Annotated in this window: 19 protein-coding genes and 2 riboswitches; of the genes, 3 read left to right on the top strand and 16 right to left on the bottom strand. The window is 42.6% G+C overall.

Features of this window, described 5'->3' with window-relative positions:
- Positions 1-19: 19 nt before the first annotated feature.
- The 15 genes from purF to EV579_RS15860 form a co-directional block, all read right to left on the bottom strand.
- Positions 20-1,450, bottom strand: a complete 1,431-nt coding sequence (gene purF, locus EV579_RS15925) for an amidophosphoribosyltransferase (protein ID WP_133744813.1) — start codon at positions 1,448-1,450, stop codon at positions 20-22.
- Entirely contained in the window at positions 1,426-3,657 is a 2,232-nt protein-coding gene (gene purL / locus EV579_RS15920) for a phosphoribosylformylglycinamidine synthase subunit PurL (RefSeq protein ID WP_044335226.1), read from the bottom strand. The genes purF and purL overlap by 25 nt, the downstream gene beginning before the upstream one ends.
- Positions 3,641-4,324 (bottom strand): phosphoribosylformylglycinamidine synthase subunit PurQ, encoded by a 684-nt coding sequence (purQ, locus tag EV579_RS15915; protein ID WP_024424510.1) that lies wholly within the window; start codon positions 4,322-4,324, stop codon positions 3,641-3,643. Before purQ ends, purL begins: the two co-directional genes overlap by 17 nt.
- Entirely contained in the window at positions 4,321-4,575 is a 255-nt protein-coding gene (purS, locus tag EV579_RS15910; protein ID WP_003214349.1) for a phosphoribosylformylglycinamidine synthase subunit PurS, read from the bottom strand. The genes purQ and purS overlap by 4 nt, the downstream gene beginning before the upstream one ends.
- Complete coding sequence (purC, locus tag EV579_RS15905) at positions 4,568-5,290, bottom strand: phosphoribosylaminoimidazolesuccinocarboxamide synthase (RefSeq protein WP_133744812.1); 723 nt, start codon at positions 5,288-5,290, stop codon at positions 4,568-4,570. Before purC ends, purS begins: the two co-directional genes overlap by 8 nt.
- A 72-nt stretch (positions 5,291-5,362) precedes the next feature.
- On the bottom strand, positions 5,363-6,658 hold the full coding sequence (gene purB / locus EV579_RS15900; RefSeq protein ID WP_133744811.1) for an adenylosuccinate lyase: 1,296 nt from the start codon (positions 6,656-6,658) through the stop codon (positions 5,363-5,365).
- Positions 6,655-7,797, bottom strand: coding sequence for a 5-(carboxyamino)imidazole ribonucleotide synthase (gene purK, locus EV579_RS15895; protein WP_133744810.1), 1,143 nt, complete (start codon positions 7,795-7,797; stop codon positions 6,655-6,657). Before purK ends, purB begins: the two co-directional genes overlap by 4 nt.
- Complete coding sequence (gene purE / locus EV579_RS15890) at positions 7,790-8,278, bottom strand: 5-(carboxyamino)imidazole ribonucleotide mutase (RefSeq protein ID WP_039183007.1); 489 nt, start codon at positions 8,276-8,278, stop codon at positions 7,790-7,792. Before purE ends, purK begins: the two co-directional genes overlap by 8 nt.
- A 169-nt stretch (positions 8,279-8,447) precedes the next feature.
- Positions 8,448-8,549, bottom strand: a riboswitch (purine riboswitch).
- 79 nt (positions 8,550-8,628) lie between these two features.
- Positions 8,629-8,829: an NETI motif-containing protein gene (locus EV579_RS15885; RefSeq protein ID WP_012009137.1), complete on the bottom strand. Its 201-nt coding sequence runs from the start codon at positions 8,827-8,829 to the stop codon at positions 8,629-8,631.
- Entirely contained in the window at positions 8,826-9,380 is a 555-nt protein-coding gene (locus EV579_RS15880; protein ID WP_024424505.1) for a DUF2179 domain-containing protein, read from the bottom strand. Before EV579_RS15880 ends, EV579_RS15885 begins: the two co-directional genes overlap by 4 nt.
- Positions 9,381-9,584: 204 nt before the next feature.
- Positions 9,585-10,376 (bottom strand): hypothetical protein, encoded by a 792-nt coding sequence (locus EV579_RS15875; RefSeq protein WP_133744809.1) that lies wholly within the window; start codon positions 10,374-10,376, stop codon positions 9,585-9,587.
- A 222-nt stretch (positions 10,377-10,598) separates the two neighbouring features.
- Positions 10,599-10,778 (bottom strand): YezD family protein, encoded by a 180-nt coding sequence (locus tag EV579_RS15870; RefSeq protein ID WP_024424503.1) that lies wholly within the window; start codon positions 10,776-10,778, stop codon positions 10,599-10,601.
- 11 nt (positions 10,779-10,789) lie between these two features.
- Positions 10,790-10,951 (bottom strand): hypothetical protein, encoded by a 162-nt coding sequence (locus EV579_RS19040; protein WP_166644707.1) that lies wholly within the window; start codon positions 10,949-10,951, stop codon positions 10,790-10,792.
- Between the two features lie 207 nt (positions 10,952-11,158).
- Positions 11,159-12,484: an NCS2 family permease gene (locus EV579_RS15865; protein ID WP_024424502.1), complete on the bottom strand. Its 1,326-nt coding sequence runs from the start codon at positions 12,482-12,484 to the stop codon at positions 11,159-11,161.
- Between the two features lie 144 nt (positions 12,485-12,628).
- Positions 12,629-12,730: riboswitch (purine riboswitch) on the bottom strand.
- A gap of 115 nt (positions 12,731-12,845) precedes the next feature.
- Positions 12,846-13,742, bottom strand: a complete 897-nt coding sequence (locus tag EV579_RS15860) for a LysR family transcriptional regulator (RefSeq protein ID WP_044335216.1) — start codon at positions 13,740-13,742, stop codon at positions 12,846-12,848.
- A 100-nt stretch (positions 13,743-13,842) separates the two neighbouring features.
- On the opposite strand from EV579_RS15860, the gene EV579_RS15855 reads away from it, so the two are divergent.
- Together EV579_RS15855 and EV579_RS19195 are read left to right on the top strand one after the other, a co-directional pair.
- Entirely contained in the window at positions 13,843-15,027 is a 1,185-nt protein-coding gene (locus EV579_RS15855) for an MFS transporter (RefSeq protein WP_133744808.1), read from the top strand.
- A 56-nt stretch (positions 15,028-15,083) separates the two neighbouring features.
- Complete coding sequence (locus EV579_RS19195; protein ID WP_133744807.1) at positions 15,084-15,257, top strand: Fe3+ hydroxamate ABC transporter substrate-binding protein; 174 nt, start codon at positions 15,084-15,086, stop codon at positions 15,255-15,257.
- Positions 15,258-15,302: 45 nt separating this feature from the next.
- On the opposite strand, the gene EV579_RS15845 is transcribed toward EV579_RS19195, so the two are convergent.
- On the bottom strand, positions 15,303-15,872 hold the full coding sequence (locus EV579_RS15845; protein ID WP_133744806.1) for a hypothetical protein: 570 nt from the start codon (positions 15,870-15,872) through the stop codon (positions 15,303-15,305).
- Positions 15,873-16,013: 141 nt separating this feature from the next.
- Here EV579_RS15845 and EV579_RS15840 point away from each other — a divergent pair, with 141 nt between their 5' ends.
- Positions 16,014-16,604, top strand: a complete 591-nt coding sequence (locus EV579_RS15840; RefSeq protein WP_133744805.1) for a GNAT family N-acetyltransferase — start codon at positions 16,014-16,016, stop codon at positions 16,602-16,604.
- The last annotated feature ends 470 nt before the right edge of the window (positions 16,605-17,074 follow it).

Raw genomic sequence — 17,074 nt, 5'->3', positions numbered from 1 at the left:
CTGCTGCTCCTTTATTCGATTATTTCGTCAGTGCTGTTTCCTTCACATGCGGAAGAACAGTATCTTCATAAATTTCAGTCGGATATTTCCCAGTAAAGCATGCTAAACATTGACCGCGCTGAGGATCATCATACTTCCTGCCAATCCCGTCCATTAAACCGTCTACAGATAAAAATGCAATGGAGTCTGCACCGATTTCCTGTCTAATTTCTTCCACTGAATGAGAAGAAGCAATCAGCTCTTCATGTGTGGACGTATCAATTCCATAAAAACAAGGATGTGCGATAGGCGGTGAACTAATGCGGACATGGACTTCCGTCGCACCCGCTTCTCTTAGCATCGTCACAATGCGGCGGCTCGTAGTTCCGCGTACGATGGAATCATCGACCATCACGACACGTTTTCCTTCGACGACCCCGCGCACAGCTGACAGCTTCATGCGCACGCCCTGCTCACGCAATGCTTGAGACGGCTGGATAAAGGTTCTGCCGACATAACGGTTTTTAATTAAACCGAGCTCATATGGAATACCTGTTGCTTCGGCATATCCAATCGCTGCAGAAATACTCGAATCTGGTACACCTGTCACAACATCTGCTTCGACATGCGCTTCCTCGGCAAGCTTTTTGCCAAGGTTCTTTCTCGCACTATGCACGTTGATGCCATTGATATTGCTGTCAGGTCTTGAGAAATAAATGTATTCCATGCTGCACATGCTGCGGTTAATGTTCATGGAGAAGCGTTCAGATTTCAGGCCATCATCATTAATGATCAGCATTTCTCCAGGCTCAACATCTCGTAAATACGTGGCACCGACAACATCAAATGCACATGTTTCAGAAGCAACAACATACGCGTCCCCAAGCATACCAAGTGAAAGCGGACGTAAGCCGTTCGGATCAAGAGCCACAATCATTTCTGTTTCCGTCATAATTAAGAAAGCATATGCGCCTTTAAGCATGGACAGGGCATTTTTGATCTGCTCTTTCAATTCAACATAGCCGCTGCGCTTAATTAAATGAGCAAGCACTTCAGTGTCAGAAGATGTTTGGAATATACTCCCCTGGTTCTCTAGCTGCTGCTTTAATTGCGTTGCATTCACTAAGTTCCCATTATGAGCAAGGGCAAGACTGCCGTTGTTTTGCGAGCGGAAGAAGAGGGGCTGCACATTTTCAAAGCCGCCTCCGCCTGCTGTCGCATACCGAACGTGTCCGATCGCACCTTTTCCTTTCAAATCCTTTAGCTCACCGTTTTGAAAGACTTCCGTAATCAGTCCAAGGCCTTTATGTGCCGTCAGGTTTTCACCATCTGTTGCAATGATTCCCGCACCCTCTTGTCCTCGGTGCTGAAGACTATGCAATCCGTAATATGTGATTTGCGGGGCTTCTTCGTGTCCCCAAACCCCAAAGACGCCACACTCTTCGTTTAAGCCTCTGATTTCAGCAAGCATGGGATCGCTCCTTTCCATGCGCGTTCAAGCTCGTTGACCGCTGCATGAATCCATTGTTGTCCTTCTTGATTTTTGACAGTGAATACCCCATCATTTGTGACCGTTCCAACTTCTTTCGCATCTTTGACAGCCGCAGCAAATGCTTCGCGGTGCTCTGGTTTCACTGTGACGACAAAACGTGACTGTGTTTCACTGAATAATGAAGCTTCACTGTTTAAATCAATTTGGATATGAGCGCCAAGACCGTCTGTTCCAAATGTACTTTCAGCAAGTGCTACACCAAGACCGCCTTCAGACACATCGTGAGCTGATTGAACAAGTCCGTTTTGAATCGCAGCAAGAAGGGCTTCCTGACGCGTGAGCTCTACATCCAAATCAATTTCTGGTGCTTTTCCGTAAATACGGCCTTCTGTCATCTTTTGAAGCTCACTGCCTGCAAATTCTTCCTTCGTCTCACCAATGACGAAAATCACATCGCCAGCCTGCTGGAACGACTGCGTCGTAATATGAGCTGTATCTTCAACCAAACCAACCATCCCAATAACTGGTGTTGGATAAATCGCTGTTCCATTTGATTCGTTATATAAAGAGACGTTACCACCGATAACTGGTGTGCTTAGCTTGCGGCACGCTTCACTAATACCGTCAGCAGATTTTTCAATTTGCCAGAAAATTTCTGGTTTTTCGGGGTTACCGAAGTTCAGGTTATCTGTTACTGCAAGCGGACGAGCGCCTGAGCACACAATGTTACGTGCTGCTTCTGCGACTGCGATTTTCCCGCCGACCTCTGGATCAAGGTAGAGATAACGTGCGTTACAATCGGTTGTCATCGCAAGGGCTTTTTTCGTTCCGCGGATTCTTAAAACGCCCGCATCAGAGCCTGGTGCAACGACTGTATTTGTCCGAACCATGTAGTCATATTGGTCATAAACCCATTCTTTACTTGCAATTGTTGGCTGCTGGAGAAGCTGCTTTAACGTGTCGGCTGCATCTGTGATAGCAGGTGCTTCAACTTTTGTTTCTAAAAACTCACGATAGTATGCAGGCTCACTTGATGGCTTGTGATAAACCGGCGCTTCTTCTGCAAGGGCATCAACAGGAAGCTCACATACCACTTCACCTTGATGAAGTAAACGAAGCATTTTATCGTCTGTCACATGACCGACTGATACCGCTTCAAGATCGTATTTTTCAAAAATATCAATGATTTCTTGTTCACGGCCTTTTTCAATGACCAAAAGCATTCTCTCTTGAGATTCAGACAGCATCATTTCGTATGCTGACATGCCAGTTTCACGCTGCGGGATGAGATCTAGATTCATCTCGATACCAGAACCTGCTTTACTCGCCATTTCCGCACTTGAGCTTGTTAAGCCAGCCGCTCCCATATCCTGAATTCCAACGAGTGCATCGTTTTTGATGACTTCAAGGCACGCTTCAAGCAGCAGTTTTTCCATGAACGGATCACCGACTTGAACTGCTGAGCGTTTTTCTTCTGATTCATCAGAAAATTCCTCAGATGCAAATGTTGCACCGTGAATTCCGTCACGTCCCGTTTTGGCACCAACGTACATGACCGTGTTGCCGACACCTTTGGCCTGCCCTTTTTTGATGTCTTCATGGTTGATTAATCCAACACACATTGCATTTACGAGCGGGTTGCCTTCATAGCTTTGATCGAAATGAACCTCTCCGCCGACTGTTGGAATTCCGATACAGTTTCCATAGCCTGCGATCCCTGCCACTACTTCTTCAAACAAGTACTTCACGCGCGGTGAAGTCAGTTCACCAAAACGAAGAGAGTTTAATACAGCAATTGGACGCGCACCCATGGAGAATACATCACGGATAATTCCGCCGACACCTGTCGCCGCTCCTTGATACGGTTCAATCGCAGATGGATGGTTATGTGATTCGATTTTAAATACAACCGCTTGGTTGTCTCCAATATCAACGATCCCAGCGCCTTCCCCAGGACCTTGAAGGACGTGCTCTCCTTTTGTCGGGAATTTGCTTAAAACAGGCTTTGAGTTTTTATAACTGCAATGCTCTGACCACATGACAGAAAAAATGCCCGTTTCTGTGTAGTTTGGCAGCCTGCCAATAATGGATTCGATTAAAGCGAATTCTTCATCACTCAATCCCATTTGCTGATACAATTTCTCTTCTTTAATTTGCTTGTGACTTGGTTCAAGCAGTAGTGACATGAGTGTCCCTCCAATTTTTCACGATAGATTGAAACAATTTAAGTCCGTCTGCGCTGCCTAGTAATGAATCAACCGCGCGCTCAGGGTGCGGCATCATGCCGAGTACATTGCCCTCTTCATTCGTTACACCTGCAATACGATTCACACTGCCGTTAATATCGTCTCCGTAAGTGAAAGCGATTTGGCCGCGTTCAATGAGCTTCGCTAAAGTGTCTTCATCACAGTAGAAGTTGCCTTCACCGTGCGCTACAGGAATCGTAATGGATTCGCCTTTTTGATAACCGCTTGTAAATTGCGTTTCGTTGTTTTCTACAATGAGTTCAACTGGACGACAGATAAATTTCAAGTCTTTATTTCGTCTCATCGCACCCGGAAGAATGCCAAGCTCCTGAAGAATTTGGAACCCGTTACAAACACCAAGAACAGGTTTTCCTTCCTCAGCTGCTTTTTTCACTGCCGGCATGATGTTTGAGAAGCGGGCGATCGCACCACATCTTAAGTAATCCCCATAAGAGAAACCGCCTGGTACGAGTACACCGTCAAATCCGTCAAGACTCGTTTCGTCGTGCCATACATATTCAACTTGTTCACCTAACTCATCTTGAATCGCATGGTACATATCGATATCACAGTTAGAGCCAGGCAAGACGATCACTGCAAACTTCACTGTGCGACAACCTCCTCCACCTCATAGCGGTAATCTTCAATCACCGTGTTGGCAAGTAATTTTTCGCACATTTCTTTGACGACTGTGTCTAAATCACGATCTGATTTTTCAATGACAAGCTCCATGTATTTCCCGATACGGACATCCTTTACTTCCTGATAAGACATGCTGTGCAAAGCGTGCTGCACGGCACTTCCTTGTGGATCAAGAACGCTCTCTTTTAAGCTGACAAAAATTTTCACTTTATACATGTTTATGGCCTCCAAGTCTTTTGAAAATTTCTTCGTATGCATTCGTTAAGCCGCCCAGGTTTCGTCTGAACACATCTTTATCAAGCTTTTCGTTTGTATCTTTGTCCCAAAGCCTGCACGTATCAGGTGAAATCTCATCAGCTAGCAAAATACGATTCTCGTGATCTATTCCGAATTCAAGCTTAAAATCAATTAAATTCACATGGGAGTCTGAGAAGATTTGCTTTAACTCTTCATTCACTTGTCTTGTGATCTGTTTCATTTCCTCGACCTGCTCAGGTGTCGCTGCATGTAAGATGCGAATATGATCTTCTGTAATGAGCGGATCGCCGAGTGCATCATCTTTGTAGTAGAACTCAATCAAAGGTGTGTCCAGTTTCGTTCCCTCTGGAATGCCAAGGCGTTTTGACATACTGCCTGCCACCACATTTCGTACAACCACTTCAAGCGGAACAATCTGTACCTTTTGAATGAGCTGCTCTGTTTCAGAAAGGCGTTTCACAAAGTGATTGTTGATTCCTTTCTCATGCAGCATTTGAAAGATTAAGCTCGAAATTTCGTTGTTCAGTCTGCCTTTGCCTTCGATTTCGGCTTTCTTTTCGCCGTTAAATGCTGTAGCTGAGTCTTTATATTCGACATATAAAATATGCTCGTCATCGGTCTGATAGATTCTTTTCGCTTTGCCTTCGTAGAGAAGTTCTTGTTTCACAGTCATTCAGGTTGGCCTCCTAATTTGAATGTTGGCAATTTTCAGGATTGGGCGCCTGTCAAGCAGGCGGCCCATTTCTTACGCAAGACCTAGACGTTCGAAAATCATATCGACATTTTTCAAATGATAGTTGTAATCGAAGCAGTCAGCGATTTGTTCCGGTGTTAAACGTGACGTGATTTTTTCTTCTGTTTCTACTAATGAACGGAACGGCACTTGCTTCTCCCACGCTTCCATTGCCTTTGGCTGAACCGTGTCATATGCCTCTTCACGTGCCATGCCTGTATCAATTAATGCAAGAAGAACGCGCTGTGAGTAAATTAAGCCAAGTGTGCGGTCCATGTTGCGTTTCATGTTCTCAGGGAAAACCGTTAAGTTTTTCACGATGTTTGAGAAACGGTTGAGCATATAGTTCAGTGCAATCGTTGCATCTGGTAAAATGATGCGCTCAGCAGATGAATGAGAAATATCACGCTCATGCCAAAGTGGTACATTTTCATAAGCTGTCAGCATATATCCACGAATCACGCGGGCAATTCCCGTCATATTCTCAGAACCGATTGGGTTACGCTTATGCGGCATCGCTGATGATCCTTTTTGTCCTTTGGCAAAGAACTCTTCTACTTCACGTGTTTCACTCTTTTGAAGACCACGAATTTCAACAGCAAATTTCTCAATGCTCGTTGCGACTAAAGCAAGAGTAGCCATGTAATCTGCATGGCGGTCACGCTGCAAGGTTTGGGTTGAAATTGGTGCAGCTTTGATGCCAAGCTTCTCACATACATATTGCTCAACAAACGGGTCGATGTTCGCATATGTGCCAACAGCTCCAGAGATTTTGCCGTATTCAATGCCAGCTTTTGCTTGTTTAAAACGTTCTAGGTTACGCTTCATTTCTTCGTACCAAAGACCAAGCTTCAGGCCAAATGTTGTCGGTTCAGCGTGTACACCGTGTGTACGGCCCATCATGACGGTATATTTGTGCTCTTTTGCTTTTTCTTTTAGTATGTCAACAAATCTCTCAATGTCCTTGAGCAAGATATCATTCGCCTGTTTTAATAGATATGAAAGCGCCGTATCCACTACGTCTGTCGATGTTAATCCGTAATGAACCCACTTTCTTTCTTCTCCTAGAGATTCAGATACAGCACGCGTAAAGGCAACCACGTCGTGGCGCGTGTCTTGTTCAATCTCCAGAATACGTCCAATATCAAAGCTTGCATTTTTGCGCATTGTCACAACGTCTTCTTTCGGAATGACGCCAAGCTCTGCCCAAGCTTCACAAGCGAGAATTTCTACTTCAAGCCATGCATTAAATTTGTTTTCCTCTGTCCAGATTGCTGACATTTCTGGTCGTGCGTAACGTTCGATCATTTCCCGTTTCCTCCATCTCTTTCAGTCCATATCTTTGTGATGTTTGTCATCCATTCATCATCGAGCTGTTTCATAAACGTCATATGCCCCATTTTGCGGCCGGCTTTTACTTCATGCTTTCCATATAGATAAAGCTTCGCTTCTTTGAGAAGCTCAGGATGCTCTTTTGGAATGTCCACTTCATCGCCTAATAAATTCACCATCATTCCCTCTGATAAAAGGGCTGTACCGCCAAGCGGCAGACCACATATAGCGCGGACGTGCTGTTCAAACTGACTTGTCTCACATAAATCGAGTGTATAATGACCAGAATTATGCGGGCGTGGTGCCAGTTCATTCACGAGCAGCTTTCCGTCATTTGTCAGGAACAGTTCTACAGCAAGAGTACCAACCAGCCCCAGCTTTTCAGCCAGTGTTGTTGCCAGTTCTTTCGCCTTCTCCTGAATGCGGTTCTCTACCCTTGCAGGTACAATGCTTTGGAACAAAATATTATGCTTATGAATGTTCTCAGCGACTGGGAATACTGCAATCTCTCCATGAACAGAACGAGTGACAATCACTGATAGCTCCATTTGGAATGGAACCCAGCTTTCTAAAATACAAGTTCCATGTGTGAGCAGTGCAGCTGCTTCCTGAAGCTGTCCTTTTTCTTTAATGACATACTGTCCTTTTCCGTCGTAGCCGCCTCTGCATGTTTTCAGCACGGCTGGCAAACCGAGCACGTCCACTGCGTCTTCCAGCTCTTTTTCATCATGAATGATGCGGTAAGGCGCTACTTCACAGCCTGCGTCTACAATTCCTTTTTTCTCGGTCTCACGATTTTGAGTTAAAAGGAGAAGGTCGCTTCCTTGTGGTAAATAGGCTTCTTCCTTCAGCTGATCGAGTGCATCATAATCAATATTTTCAAACTCATAAGTCACCACATCGCTGATGTCTGCCAGCTTTCGAATCGCTTCAAGGTCACTATAAGCGGCTGTGATTTCTTTATCGGCAACCTGTCCGCAAGGAGATTGTGCGACTGGGTCTAGAACTGCTGCCCGGTACCCCATTTGCTTTGCGCTGACAGCCATATATCTGCCAAGCTGTCCGCCGCCAATGATCCCGATGGTTGCGTTTGGAAAAATGGTCTGCTTAGCCAAGCTGATCACTGCTTTCTAGTACAGTCTGTTTTGTCTGCTCTCTTCTTTCTTCAAGGCGAGCTGCGATCGTTTCATCAAATGCTGAAATCATTTGTGCGGCAAGAAGGCCCGCATTTGTTGCACCGGCTTTGCCAATTGCTACTGTAGCAACTGGTACACCGCCTGGCATTTGAACGATGGATAATAAAGAATCCAGCCCGTTTAGTGCCTTTGATTGTACAGGCACACCAATGACCGGCAGTGTCGTTTTTGCTGCGACCATCCCCGGTAAATGTGCTGCGCCTCCAGCACCGGCAATGATGACCTTTAGTCCTTTACCTCTTGCTTCAGTCGCATATTCAAACATCAAGTCAGGTGTCCGGTGTGCGGATACTACCTGTTTTTCGTACGGAATGTTTAATTCCTCTAAGATGTCGCACGCATTTTTCATTGTTTCCCAATCAGATGTACTTCCCATGATGACACCTACAAGCGGCTTCATTTTGTCCCCACCTTTAAGCTGATATTCGATTTTGTATCGTTTGACACGCTTCCCAAACCTAAGCAGCTTGTCAAACGCCGAACAAAAAGACCCGGTCTGTATTGCAATGTTAGGAAGCAACACAAACCGGGCCATGGTAAGCGCTGTTCGCTTTTGAAACGCCATGTCAGTTTTGTTCACTATCCTGCATAGTCCAGTCATTTACGGTAACTGGGTAGAAACTTATGGGCCATATTCCCAAGATTATATGAGGCTCGTGTTTTGATTTCATGTTTATCTTAACAACGGATGTTCATGATGTCAACGGATTTATCGAACAATCTATGAAGTCGTCGTTTTAATGTTCGGATTTAGACTATTTTTCCTTCAAATACGATTTTTTTCCCAATCGGAATGATCTGAATCGACCCATTTTCCTTCTTTTCTTGAAAAATCGGTTCCTCCATTCGACGGACAGGCGAGTAGCCTTCCGCTGCCATCTGGGACAACACTTGATCAATCGTCATGTTGTCTTCCACATAGAATTTTTTCTTCTTTGGTTTTGCGGTCATTCTTTAATTCTCCTTTTCTTCACAGCCTTCACCCAGAAGCCGCCGTGAATCGATTTGGGCTCATATGAAATGATAAATGCCTTTGAATCCAGCGTCTTAATCGTTTCATATAATTGCAGTTCATATTTTCTCGGTGTTAAAATTTGCAGTGCTGTCCGGTCTCCTTCAAGACCGCCTGCTACCCAGCTGGTGACACCATATCCTTTTTCTCTCAATTGTCTTGGAAGATCGACATCCAATTCTTTTGTGATCACGTTAACAGTTGTGTAGCCAAGTGCCAGCTTCTCTTCAATTTTCATCCCGACAATGATTCCCATCCCATAACCTAGCGCATACGCAATGACATTTTGTATTTGATCTAAGTTATCTAAAACGATACTTAACCCAATGACATAAATGAGCATTTCGATCGTACCCGCAAAAGCAGCTGCGTATCGTCTGCCTTTCATCGTTAAAATCAAACGCATGGTGGAAAAAGAAACATAAACAATATTAATCACTAAAATGATTAAAACCATGGTGAACGCATTGGATAAAAGTTGTTGAAGCACGATTCGAACCCCCTGCACTAAAAAATCAAATAAAGCACCCCATATTCTACTAGAGAACATACCTTGATACAATCAAATTTACGCGATCAAAACACATATATCTTTCGACAACAAGGGTGGTCTTTATTACCAAGAGTTTACCCGTTTTTTTCTCTTCTCAACATGAAAACCCCCTTTTTCAAAAAAGGAGGTTTTCAGTGTATTTTATCCGAATCGAACAGGAACAAGTGATGGAATCAAATACTCCCCGACTATGCCCCAGAGCAGCGCAATGATGACAAGCTCAACCAATAAAAAGACCCAGCCTGCATACATCAAATCTCCACGTACGGCATCATGCTCCGATTGAATCGAGCGAAAGAGCACGACCGCAATCAACTGAAGACCGACAAACATCATTACGGATATTATGACGGTCACATATGGAATATTCAGCATGGCAAATACAAGCCAAAGGATGGATAAAACCAACACCGGCACAAGCGCAGCACCAAACTTCATGATCACTTCTTTCAGTGATATGTTGCCTTTTAGCATGTACTTTCCGAGCATCCAGACGGTAAGCATCATCAATGTCAACAAAATGAGTGTAAAGACCGCAATCCTCAAAAAGGCGTCACCAAAAGAATAATGAATGCCAAAGCCTAATAAACGGGTCTTTGACGCCTTTAATTGAACATAGTTGCCTAAAGCAAAAAACACGCTGAATAACACAATCGAGATCCAGGCGTACTTCATACGCAATGTTTCCGCTTGATTGATGGCCTGGCTCGGTGATTTTAACATCGCCAGTCCATATGAACCATAACGCTTAAACGCGCCTCCTACACCTTGCAGTATACGCTGGATAGCTGAACGCTCATCATCCGCTGATTTTGAGATTCTTCCACGTTTTGCAGCGCTGCGGCTGAGGCGGGATTGCCTTGTTTCTTGATCTATTGATGACTCTTCATTTTTCTTTTCAGATGTCCCCTGATCTTGATCTTTCTCTAACATCTCATATCAACTCCTATCCAATCCTTACAGTGCTAAAAGTGCATGAACTGTTCGGATGACTCCTCTTAAAGTAGCGGAGTCTCTCTATTCAGTCAAGATTCCTTGACGTTCATACGAATAGACGGATAAAAGGCAGCAGAGGTTTTAAAATGGAGAGAAAATAAGACAAAACAAAAAAGCTGACGGCCTCCATCAGCTTTTTATCAATGTTGAAATTCATGGTCAACGATATTGACTCCGCTTTCCTTGCTGGACCCGGAGATTCTCCTGATGAGCGGGGAACCGAGTCTTCTTGGTCGTATCAACCTGTGTAATATGTCCATTATGAATGGTGATGACCACTGATCCATAGTCGATCCCTTTTAAGGCAGATAAAATATAATTCAGCTTTTGTTCATCCATCGCTCATCCCCCTATTTTTGTTTTCGCTCTTTTAAATAGAGAACCTCATTTTCCAGCTCATGAATTGTATAATGCATGAGCGCTTCCTGTTTTTCTTCATGCCCCCATAAAAGGAGCTTTTGAATCAGCACCTGCTTTTTTCGTTCAATCACCTGTCGAAGCCAGCGTGACAAAAGACATCTCCTCCCCTTTTGAATGTCTGCAAGAAAAAAAGGCACCCTGAAACCTTCTATTAAAAAAGGAAATCAAAGCGCCTTTGGTGATCCAATCAGCGAATTATGTCTTTTTATCATAAACACATAATTCCTATAAGTCAACTATGTTTTGATTTTTTTAACAAAAAACAGCAGCTTCCATGAGCTGCTGTTTCAAATGTTCAATTAATGATTTAAGAAAGCAAAATATAGAATAAAGATGACAAACAATCCGTACATAATTGGATGTACTTCTTTCGCTTTCCCTTTAAAGATCATCGTAATCGGGTAGAAAATAAAGCCAACCGCAATCCCTGTTGCAATACTGTATGTCAGTGGCATCATAATCATCGTTAAGAAAGCTGGTACCGCAATTTCAAAACGATCCCATGCAATCTTCGCCAGCGGAGCAACCATCAGCGCACCGACAATGATTAAAGCAGGTGCTGTCACATTCGATGTAACGATGGATAAAAGTGGTGAGAAGAACATCGCAAGCAAGAAGAAAATGCCTGTGACGACAGCTGCAAAACCAGAACGCGCACCAGCAGCAACACCTGAGCTAGATTCAACATAAGATGTCGTTGTAGATGTACCAAGAATAGAACCTACAACAATAGAAGAAGAATCCGCCAGAAGCGCTCTTCCTGCACGAGGCAGCTCATTATTTTTCATTAAACCAGCCTGTGTTGCCACAGCCACAAGTGTACCAGCTGTATCAAAGAACCCAACGAATAGGAACGTTAAAATCACGACAAGCATTTGAATGGAGAAAATTTCTGGTAAGTGAATCAAGGCTTGACCAAAGGTTGGAGACAAGCTTGGAATACTTCCCACAATTTGAGATGGTACTGGCACAAGACCAAAAATCATCCCGGCAATAGCTGTCACAAGCATCCCAATGAAGACACCTGCATTCACTCGAAGTACCATTAAAATGACCGTCACAACGATACCAAATACCGTTAACAGAACAGGACCACTATGAATATTTCCAAGCGAAACGAGCGTATTATCATTATTGGCGATAATGCCAGAGCCTTGAAGACCAACAAACGTAATGAACAAACCAATACCTGCCCCAACCGCCAGCTTCAGCTCAGCCGGAATGGCATTGATGATTTTTTCACGGAAACCTGTTAAAGAAAGGGCAACGAAAATCAATCCTGAAACAAACACACCTGAAAGTGCAGCTTCCCATTTGATGCCCATGCCAAGCACAACCGAAAAGGCGAAGAACGCATTCAGACCCATACCGGGTGCAATCGCAATCGGATACCTGGCGATCAATCCCATCAGAATACACCCTGCAGCAGAAGCTAACGCCGTCGCTGTAAAGACTGCCCCCTGATCAATTCGTAATTTATCTGGAAAATCCGGCACAGACACTAATGCAAGTGTGATCGGATTAACAAACAGAATGTAAGCCATCGACAAAAATGTGGTTAAACCACCGATGATCTCTCTGCGGTAATTCGTACCTAACTCATCAAACTGAAAAAACTGTTTCAAGCCAACTGACTCCCTTCATGTCCTTTTGCTTTAGTCTGTCCCATTCACTAGTCAAATAAAAAACGCCCCAACAATTTTGGGACGCTTGACTACATATGTGAATTCAGACTGTGACATAAAACAAGAACAATGCATGATTTATATCAAACGAGTGTGAATTGACGTAGTCAAGCCATTTACGGTAGCTTGGTAGAAACTTGCGGGCCATATCCCCGCGATTATACGACTTCTATCTATTTGATTTCTGTGTCTATTGTACCAACTTCATTTTTAAAACACAATACGAAAAGCGAACATTTTTCAAAGAAATGTCCGCTTCATTCGGCTTATTACACGAATTTGGAAATTCATATCTAGTTCTTTATACACCCTTCTCCAAATCCTTCTCTTTTGCAAAAACCGCTTCGGCTACATGGAAAAACTCTTTCACTGCCGGAGAAGCTTGAGAGAGCGACGGACAGGCAAGCGCAACCTCACGATGATGAGAGACATTCAGCTGGCGAATATGCACAAGCTGCTGCGTTTTTAAAAATAACTCAGGGCCTATTGTGACGCCAAGTCCTTCTCCGACCATACGGGCAATGGTCGTACAATCATGTACTTCAAATAAAACAGCTGGCTTCATTTGCGCCTCTGAAAAAATATCCTCTACATGTGATTGATACATGCCAGTCGGCATAATAAATGGTTCATCTGCCAAATCTGTTATATCTACAATGGGCTGCTGTTCATACCGATGATTTGGGTGATAGGCGACCACCATCTCATCTTTCATAAGCGGCAGTAAATCAAAGGCTTCATCCGCATGGCCTTTCACAACAAATCCAACATCAATGATGCCTGAATCCAGCCACTCCAATATTTCTTCATACGTTCCCTCATAAAATTTAAATTCGATTTTCGGATGTTTTTTCTGATAGCTCACAAGCAGTTTAGGCAGTAAACAAGCCGAGGCACTGGCAAATGTGCCGATACGAATCAAGCCTGTTTCAATATTTTTCGTTAACGCAATTTCTTGCTGAATTTTCTCCACTCTATTTAACACTTCTCTAATATGCGGGAGAAGCGTTTGACCAATGTCCGTCAGCATAATGCCCTTTTTTCGGTCGCGAATGAATAAAGACACACCCCACTCTGACTCTAAATTCGCCACTGCATGACTGACAGCGGACTGCGTCATATTTAATGCTTCAGCTGCTGCTGTAAAACTGCCAAGCTCCACAACTTTTGCGATAATATCAAAGCGAACAAAGCTCATGAGTATTTACTCATCTCCTTCATGAAAAACATCAATTTTACTTATGTTAGCACGGAATTTAAACTAAAGACAACGTATCAACATGAAGGAAGGGTTCAAAATGAAAAATACTTCTCATCAGCTATTGATTGTTCTTTTAGCTGTCGGTTCTTTTGTCACAGGCACGTCAGAATTCGTCGTGTCAGGCATTCTAGATATCATTGCTGTTGATTTACACATCTCCATTCCTGCTGCCGGTCAGCTCATCACCGTCTATTCTCTTTTTTATGCAGTAGGCGCTCTCTTTTTAGTCATGGCAACGTCGAAGCTAAACCGAAAAAAGGTTTTGTTATCAGCTATTTTTGTGTTTATTTTAGGCAATATGCTCGCCTTTTTCAGCCATCATTTTGTGCTGCTCCTGCTCTCTCGGGTCATCATGGCCATGAGCGGCGGCTTATATATTGTCGTCGCCACGAATTATGCAGCGCAGATCGCCCCGCCAGAAAAAAAGGGAAGCGCAATGGCGACTGTCATCACTGGATTCACTGTTTCACTCGTATTTGGTGTGCCGATTGGAACATTTCTATCAGGCCATGTGGATTGGCACTATATTTTTCTCATCATTGCACTAGGTACTGCTTGTCTCTTCTTGCTTCTTTATCAATTGCTGCCACGCATAGAGGGACATTCTCATCTGCCATTGAAGCAGCAATTACACATCCTTCAAGACCGCAGAGTGATCAGCGGATTAGCCACGACGGTCTTTTGGATCTTAGGCTACACGATGGTCTTTGCTTATATCTCTCCTTTATTACGACAGACCGCCGGCTTTTCACTTGAAATGACAAGCATGGCCTTGCTCGTCTTAGGCATTTCTGCTTTTATTGGCTCACGCTTTGGCGGCTTCGCCGTCGATCAATGGGGACCAAACCGAACCATCTCGATCAGCATCATGATCCAGATGTTCGCTCTCTTTGCCTTATTCTTTACGCAATTCTCTACAATTAGCGTCTTGATCACACTCGCTATTTGGGGCATCGCCACATGGACAACAACACCAGCGAAGCAATACTATCTGATCTCCCTTAAACCCCAAGCATCAGAAACCGTGCTGAGCTTTAATACAGCGATTATGAACATCGGCATGATGCTCGGATCGTCAATGGGCGGCGTGATTATACAGTATACAAATGTAACGAATTTAAGTTGGATTGGCGGGATAGCTAGTTTTGTGGCGTTGATGTTGATTCGGTATTCTTTTTATTTACACAAACGTGCCCAACGAAAGACACCGGAAAACCAATAGAAAACATTTCAATTTTTGTTATGATGGAAGAAACTGAGTTAAAAGGAATTTTCCATTTGTTTCCATTTAAAGAACCCATGTGTGCTAGCTGTCAGAAAAAGATAGAAGGAAACGAAGAAGTGTACGTCAAGCTGGTCTATCCAAAAAGAAAAGGAATGACAGAGGTAAAGGCTTGGCTCAGGAATGAAGGGGTTTTTTATTGTAAGACATGTTATGGAAAAGAAACATAAAAACAAGCATTTCAATTGAAATGCTTGTTTTTACTTTCTACTTTTTTATTTCCGTTTACTACGAAGTTCAATGAGTGCTAGTTTATTGTCATTGAAAAAGAACTCTAGAATGATACCATTTGATTGATCTTGATATTGTATACCTTTGCTATACCCTTCGACAAACCAGAGCTTCTTGAATTGATCTCCATATGTTTGTATCACAGATGAATAATCGTCTCCAATAGTGATTCCCTTAGATGTTTTGAGTTTTTTCTGTTTTGACTGATTGTAAATAGATGTAATTCGATGATATTGATCAGCTGAAACTACAAAATCTTGATTTTCTTTTTCCATATAGACCCTCTGTTTAGGATGAGAGAATTGAGTATTCTCCGCAAAAGTATGATCTCCCTCAAATTTTTCACCGATCTTAAAATGACCTAGCGATTCATTTATTAAAGATACAGAGTGAAAATTAAAAAACATAGCCACCCAAACAAATAGTGCGGTTCCTCCTAAAACAGAACCTACAATCACTAACACTTTAGAATGGATGATTCCCTTTTTAAACAAATAGATCGCTAAAGATACGATGATCATCACGATGACGATCATAATTAGAAAAATACCCATTTCAATTATCCTCTTTTGCTTTTAATCGAATTCTGTTTGTGAATTATCCCCTCAATCACATTCTCACATATTATACCAAAGCATTACACAAAATCGACCAGTACAGGTATAATTTAAATAAAATTGCACGAGGAGAAAAATATGTATAGACATAAACTGATATTCCCGCAATCATTTCCAACCATACATACCGAAAGACTAATCTTAAAACAAGCAACAATCGAAGACGCTGAGGATATGCACATCTACTTATCCAATGAAACCGTGTGCCGCTACATGGGCATTGATGCTCATGAAACGATTGAAGACACAAAAGGAGAAATCAAGTGGTATCACGACATCTTCAAAGAACAAACAGGCATCCGCTGGGGCATTTCTCTAAAAGATGATCCTGCGATCATCGGCAGCTGCGGCTTTCTCAACCTAGAAAAACAGCACTGCCGCACGGAAATTGGCTATGAATTGCATCACGATCATTGGAGAAAAGGCATAATGAAGGAAGCGATTGCTGCGGTGTTAAAATATGGTTTTCAGGAAATGAATTTGAACCGGATTGAAGCGATTATTGATCCAGCTAATACGTCTTCTGTTCAATTATTGGAGAAGGTTAATTTTGTACGAGAGGGTTTATTAAGGGAGTATGATCTTGGTCAGAATGGGTTTGATGATGTGTTTATGTATTCGATTTTGAAGAGGGATTACGAAAAATCCTGTTGTACAAAGGAGAAGTAAAAAATGAATAACATGTAGATAGAAAACTGATTTAAAAAGTTCGAAGATTTAGAAATAATGCCCTAGGAATGGGATTTTAAAAAAATTATTTCAAAGAATCAATAAAAGTTACATCACCAATTAGGCTCATATTAGAGTATAAGATTGGTAAATTAAATAAGTCGGGAGTTTTAATACTTCGGGAAAAATCGGTAGTAAGCAGATTGCGATAAGGACTCTTCTCCATTTTTGATGTAATTTAGGTACAGATAAAGTGATCCGCGAAGAAACAAAAAATTCGTTTTTGATTAAAAACAATGTGATCAACTCAGAAAATAAAAACACTGTATACGATAAAATTTTCATTAATCCAGAAAGGGCTCTTATAGATCAATATCATTTATTAATTTATAATGAGGATTTCAAAAGGCTTGAATAGATTGAAATGCATATTGTTGCGTTAGAAAAATTAGCTACTTTCACTCACTCTA

Source organism: Bacillus sp. BK450 (assembly GCF_004364885.1).
Lineage (GTDB): Bacteria > Bacillota > Bacilli > Bacillales > Bacillaceae > Bacillus > Bacillus safensis.
The sequence above is the reverse complement of the archived record's forward strand: the minus strand, read 5'-3'. Positions and strand labels throughout refer to the sequence as shown.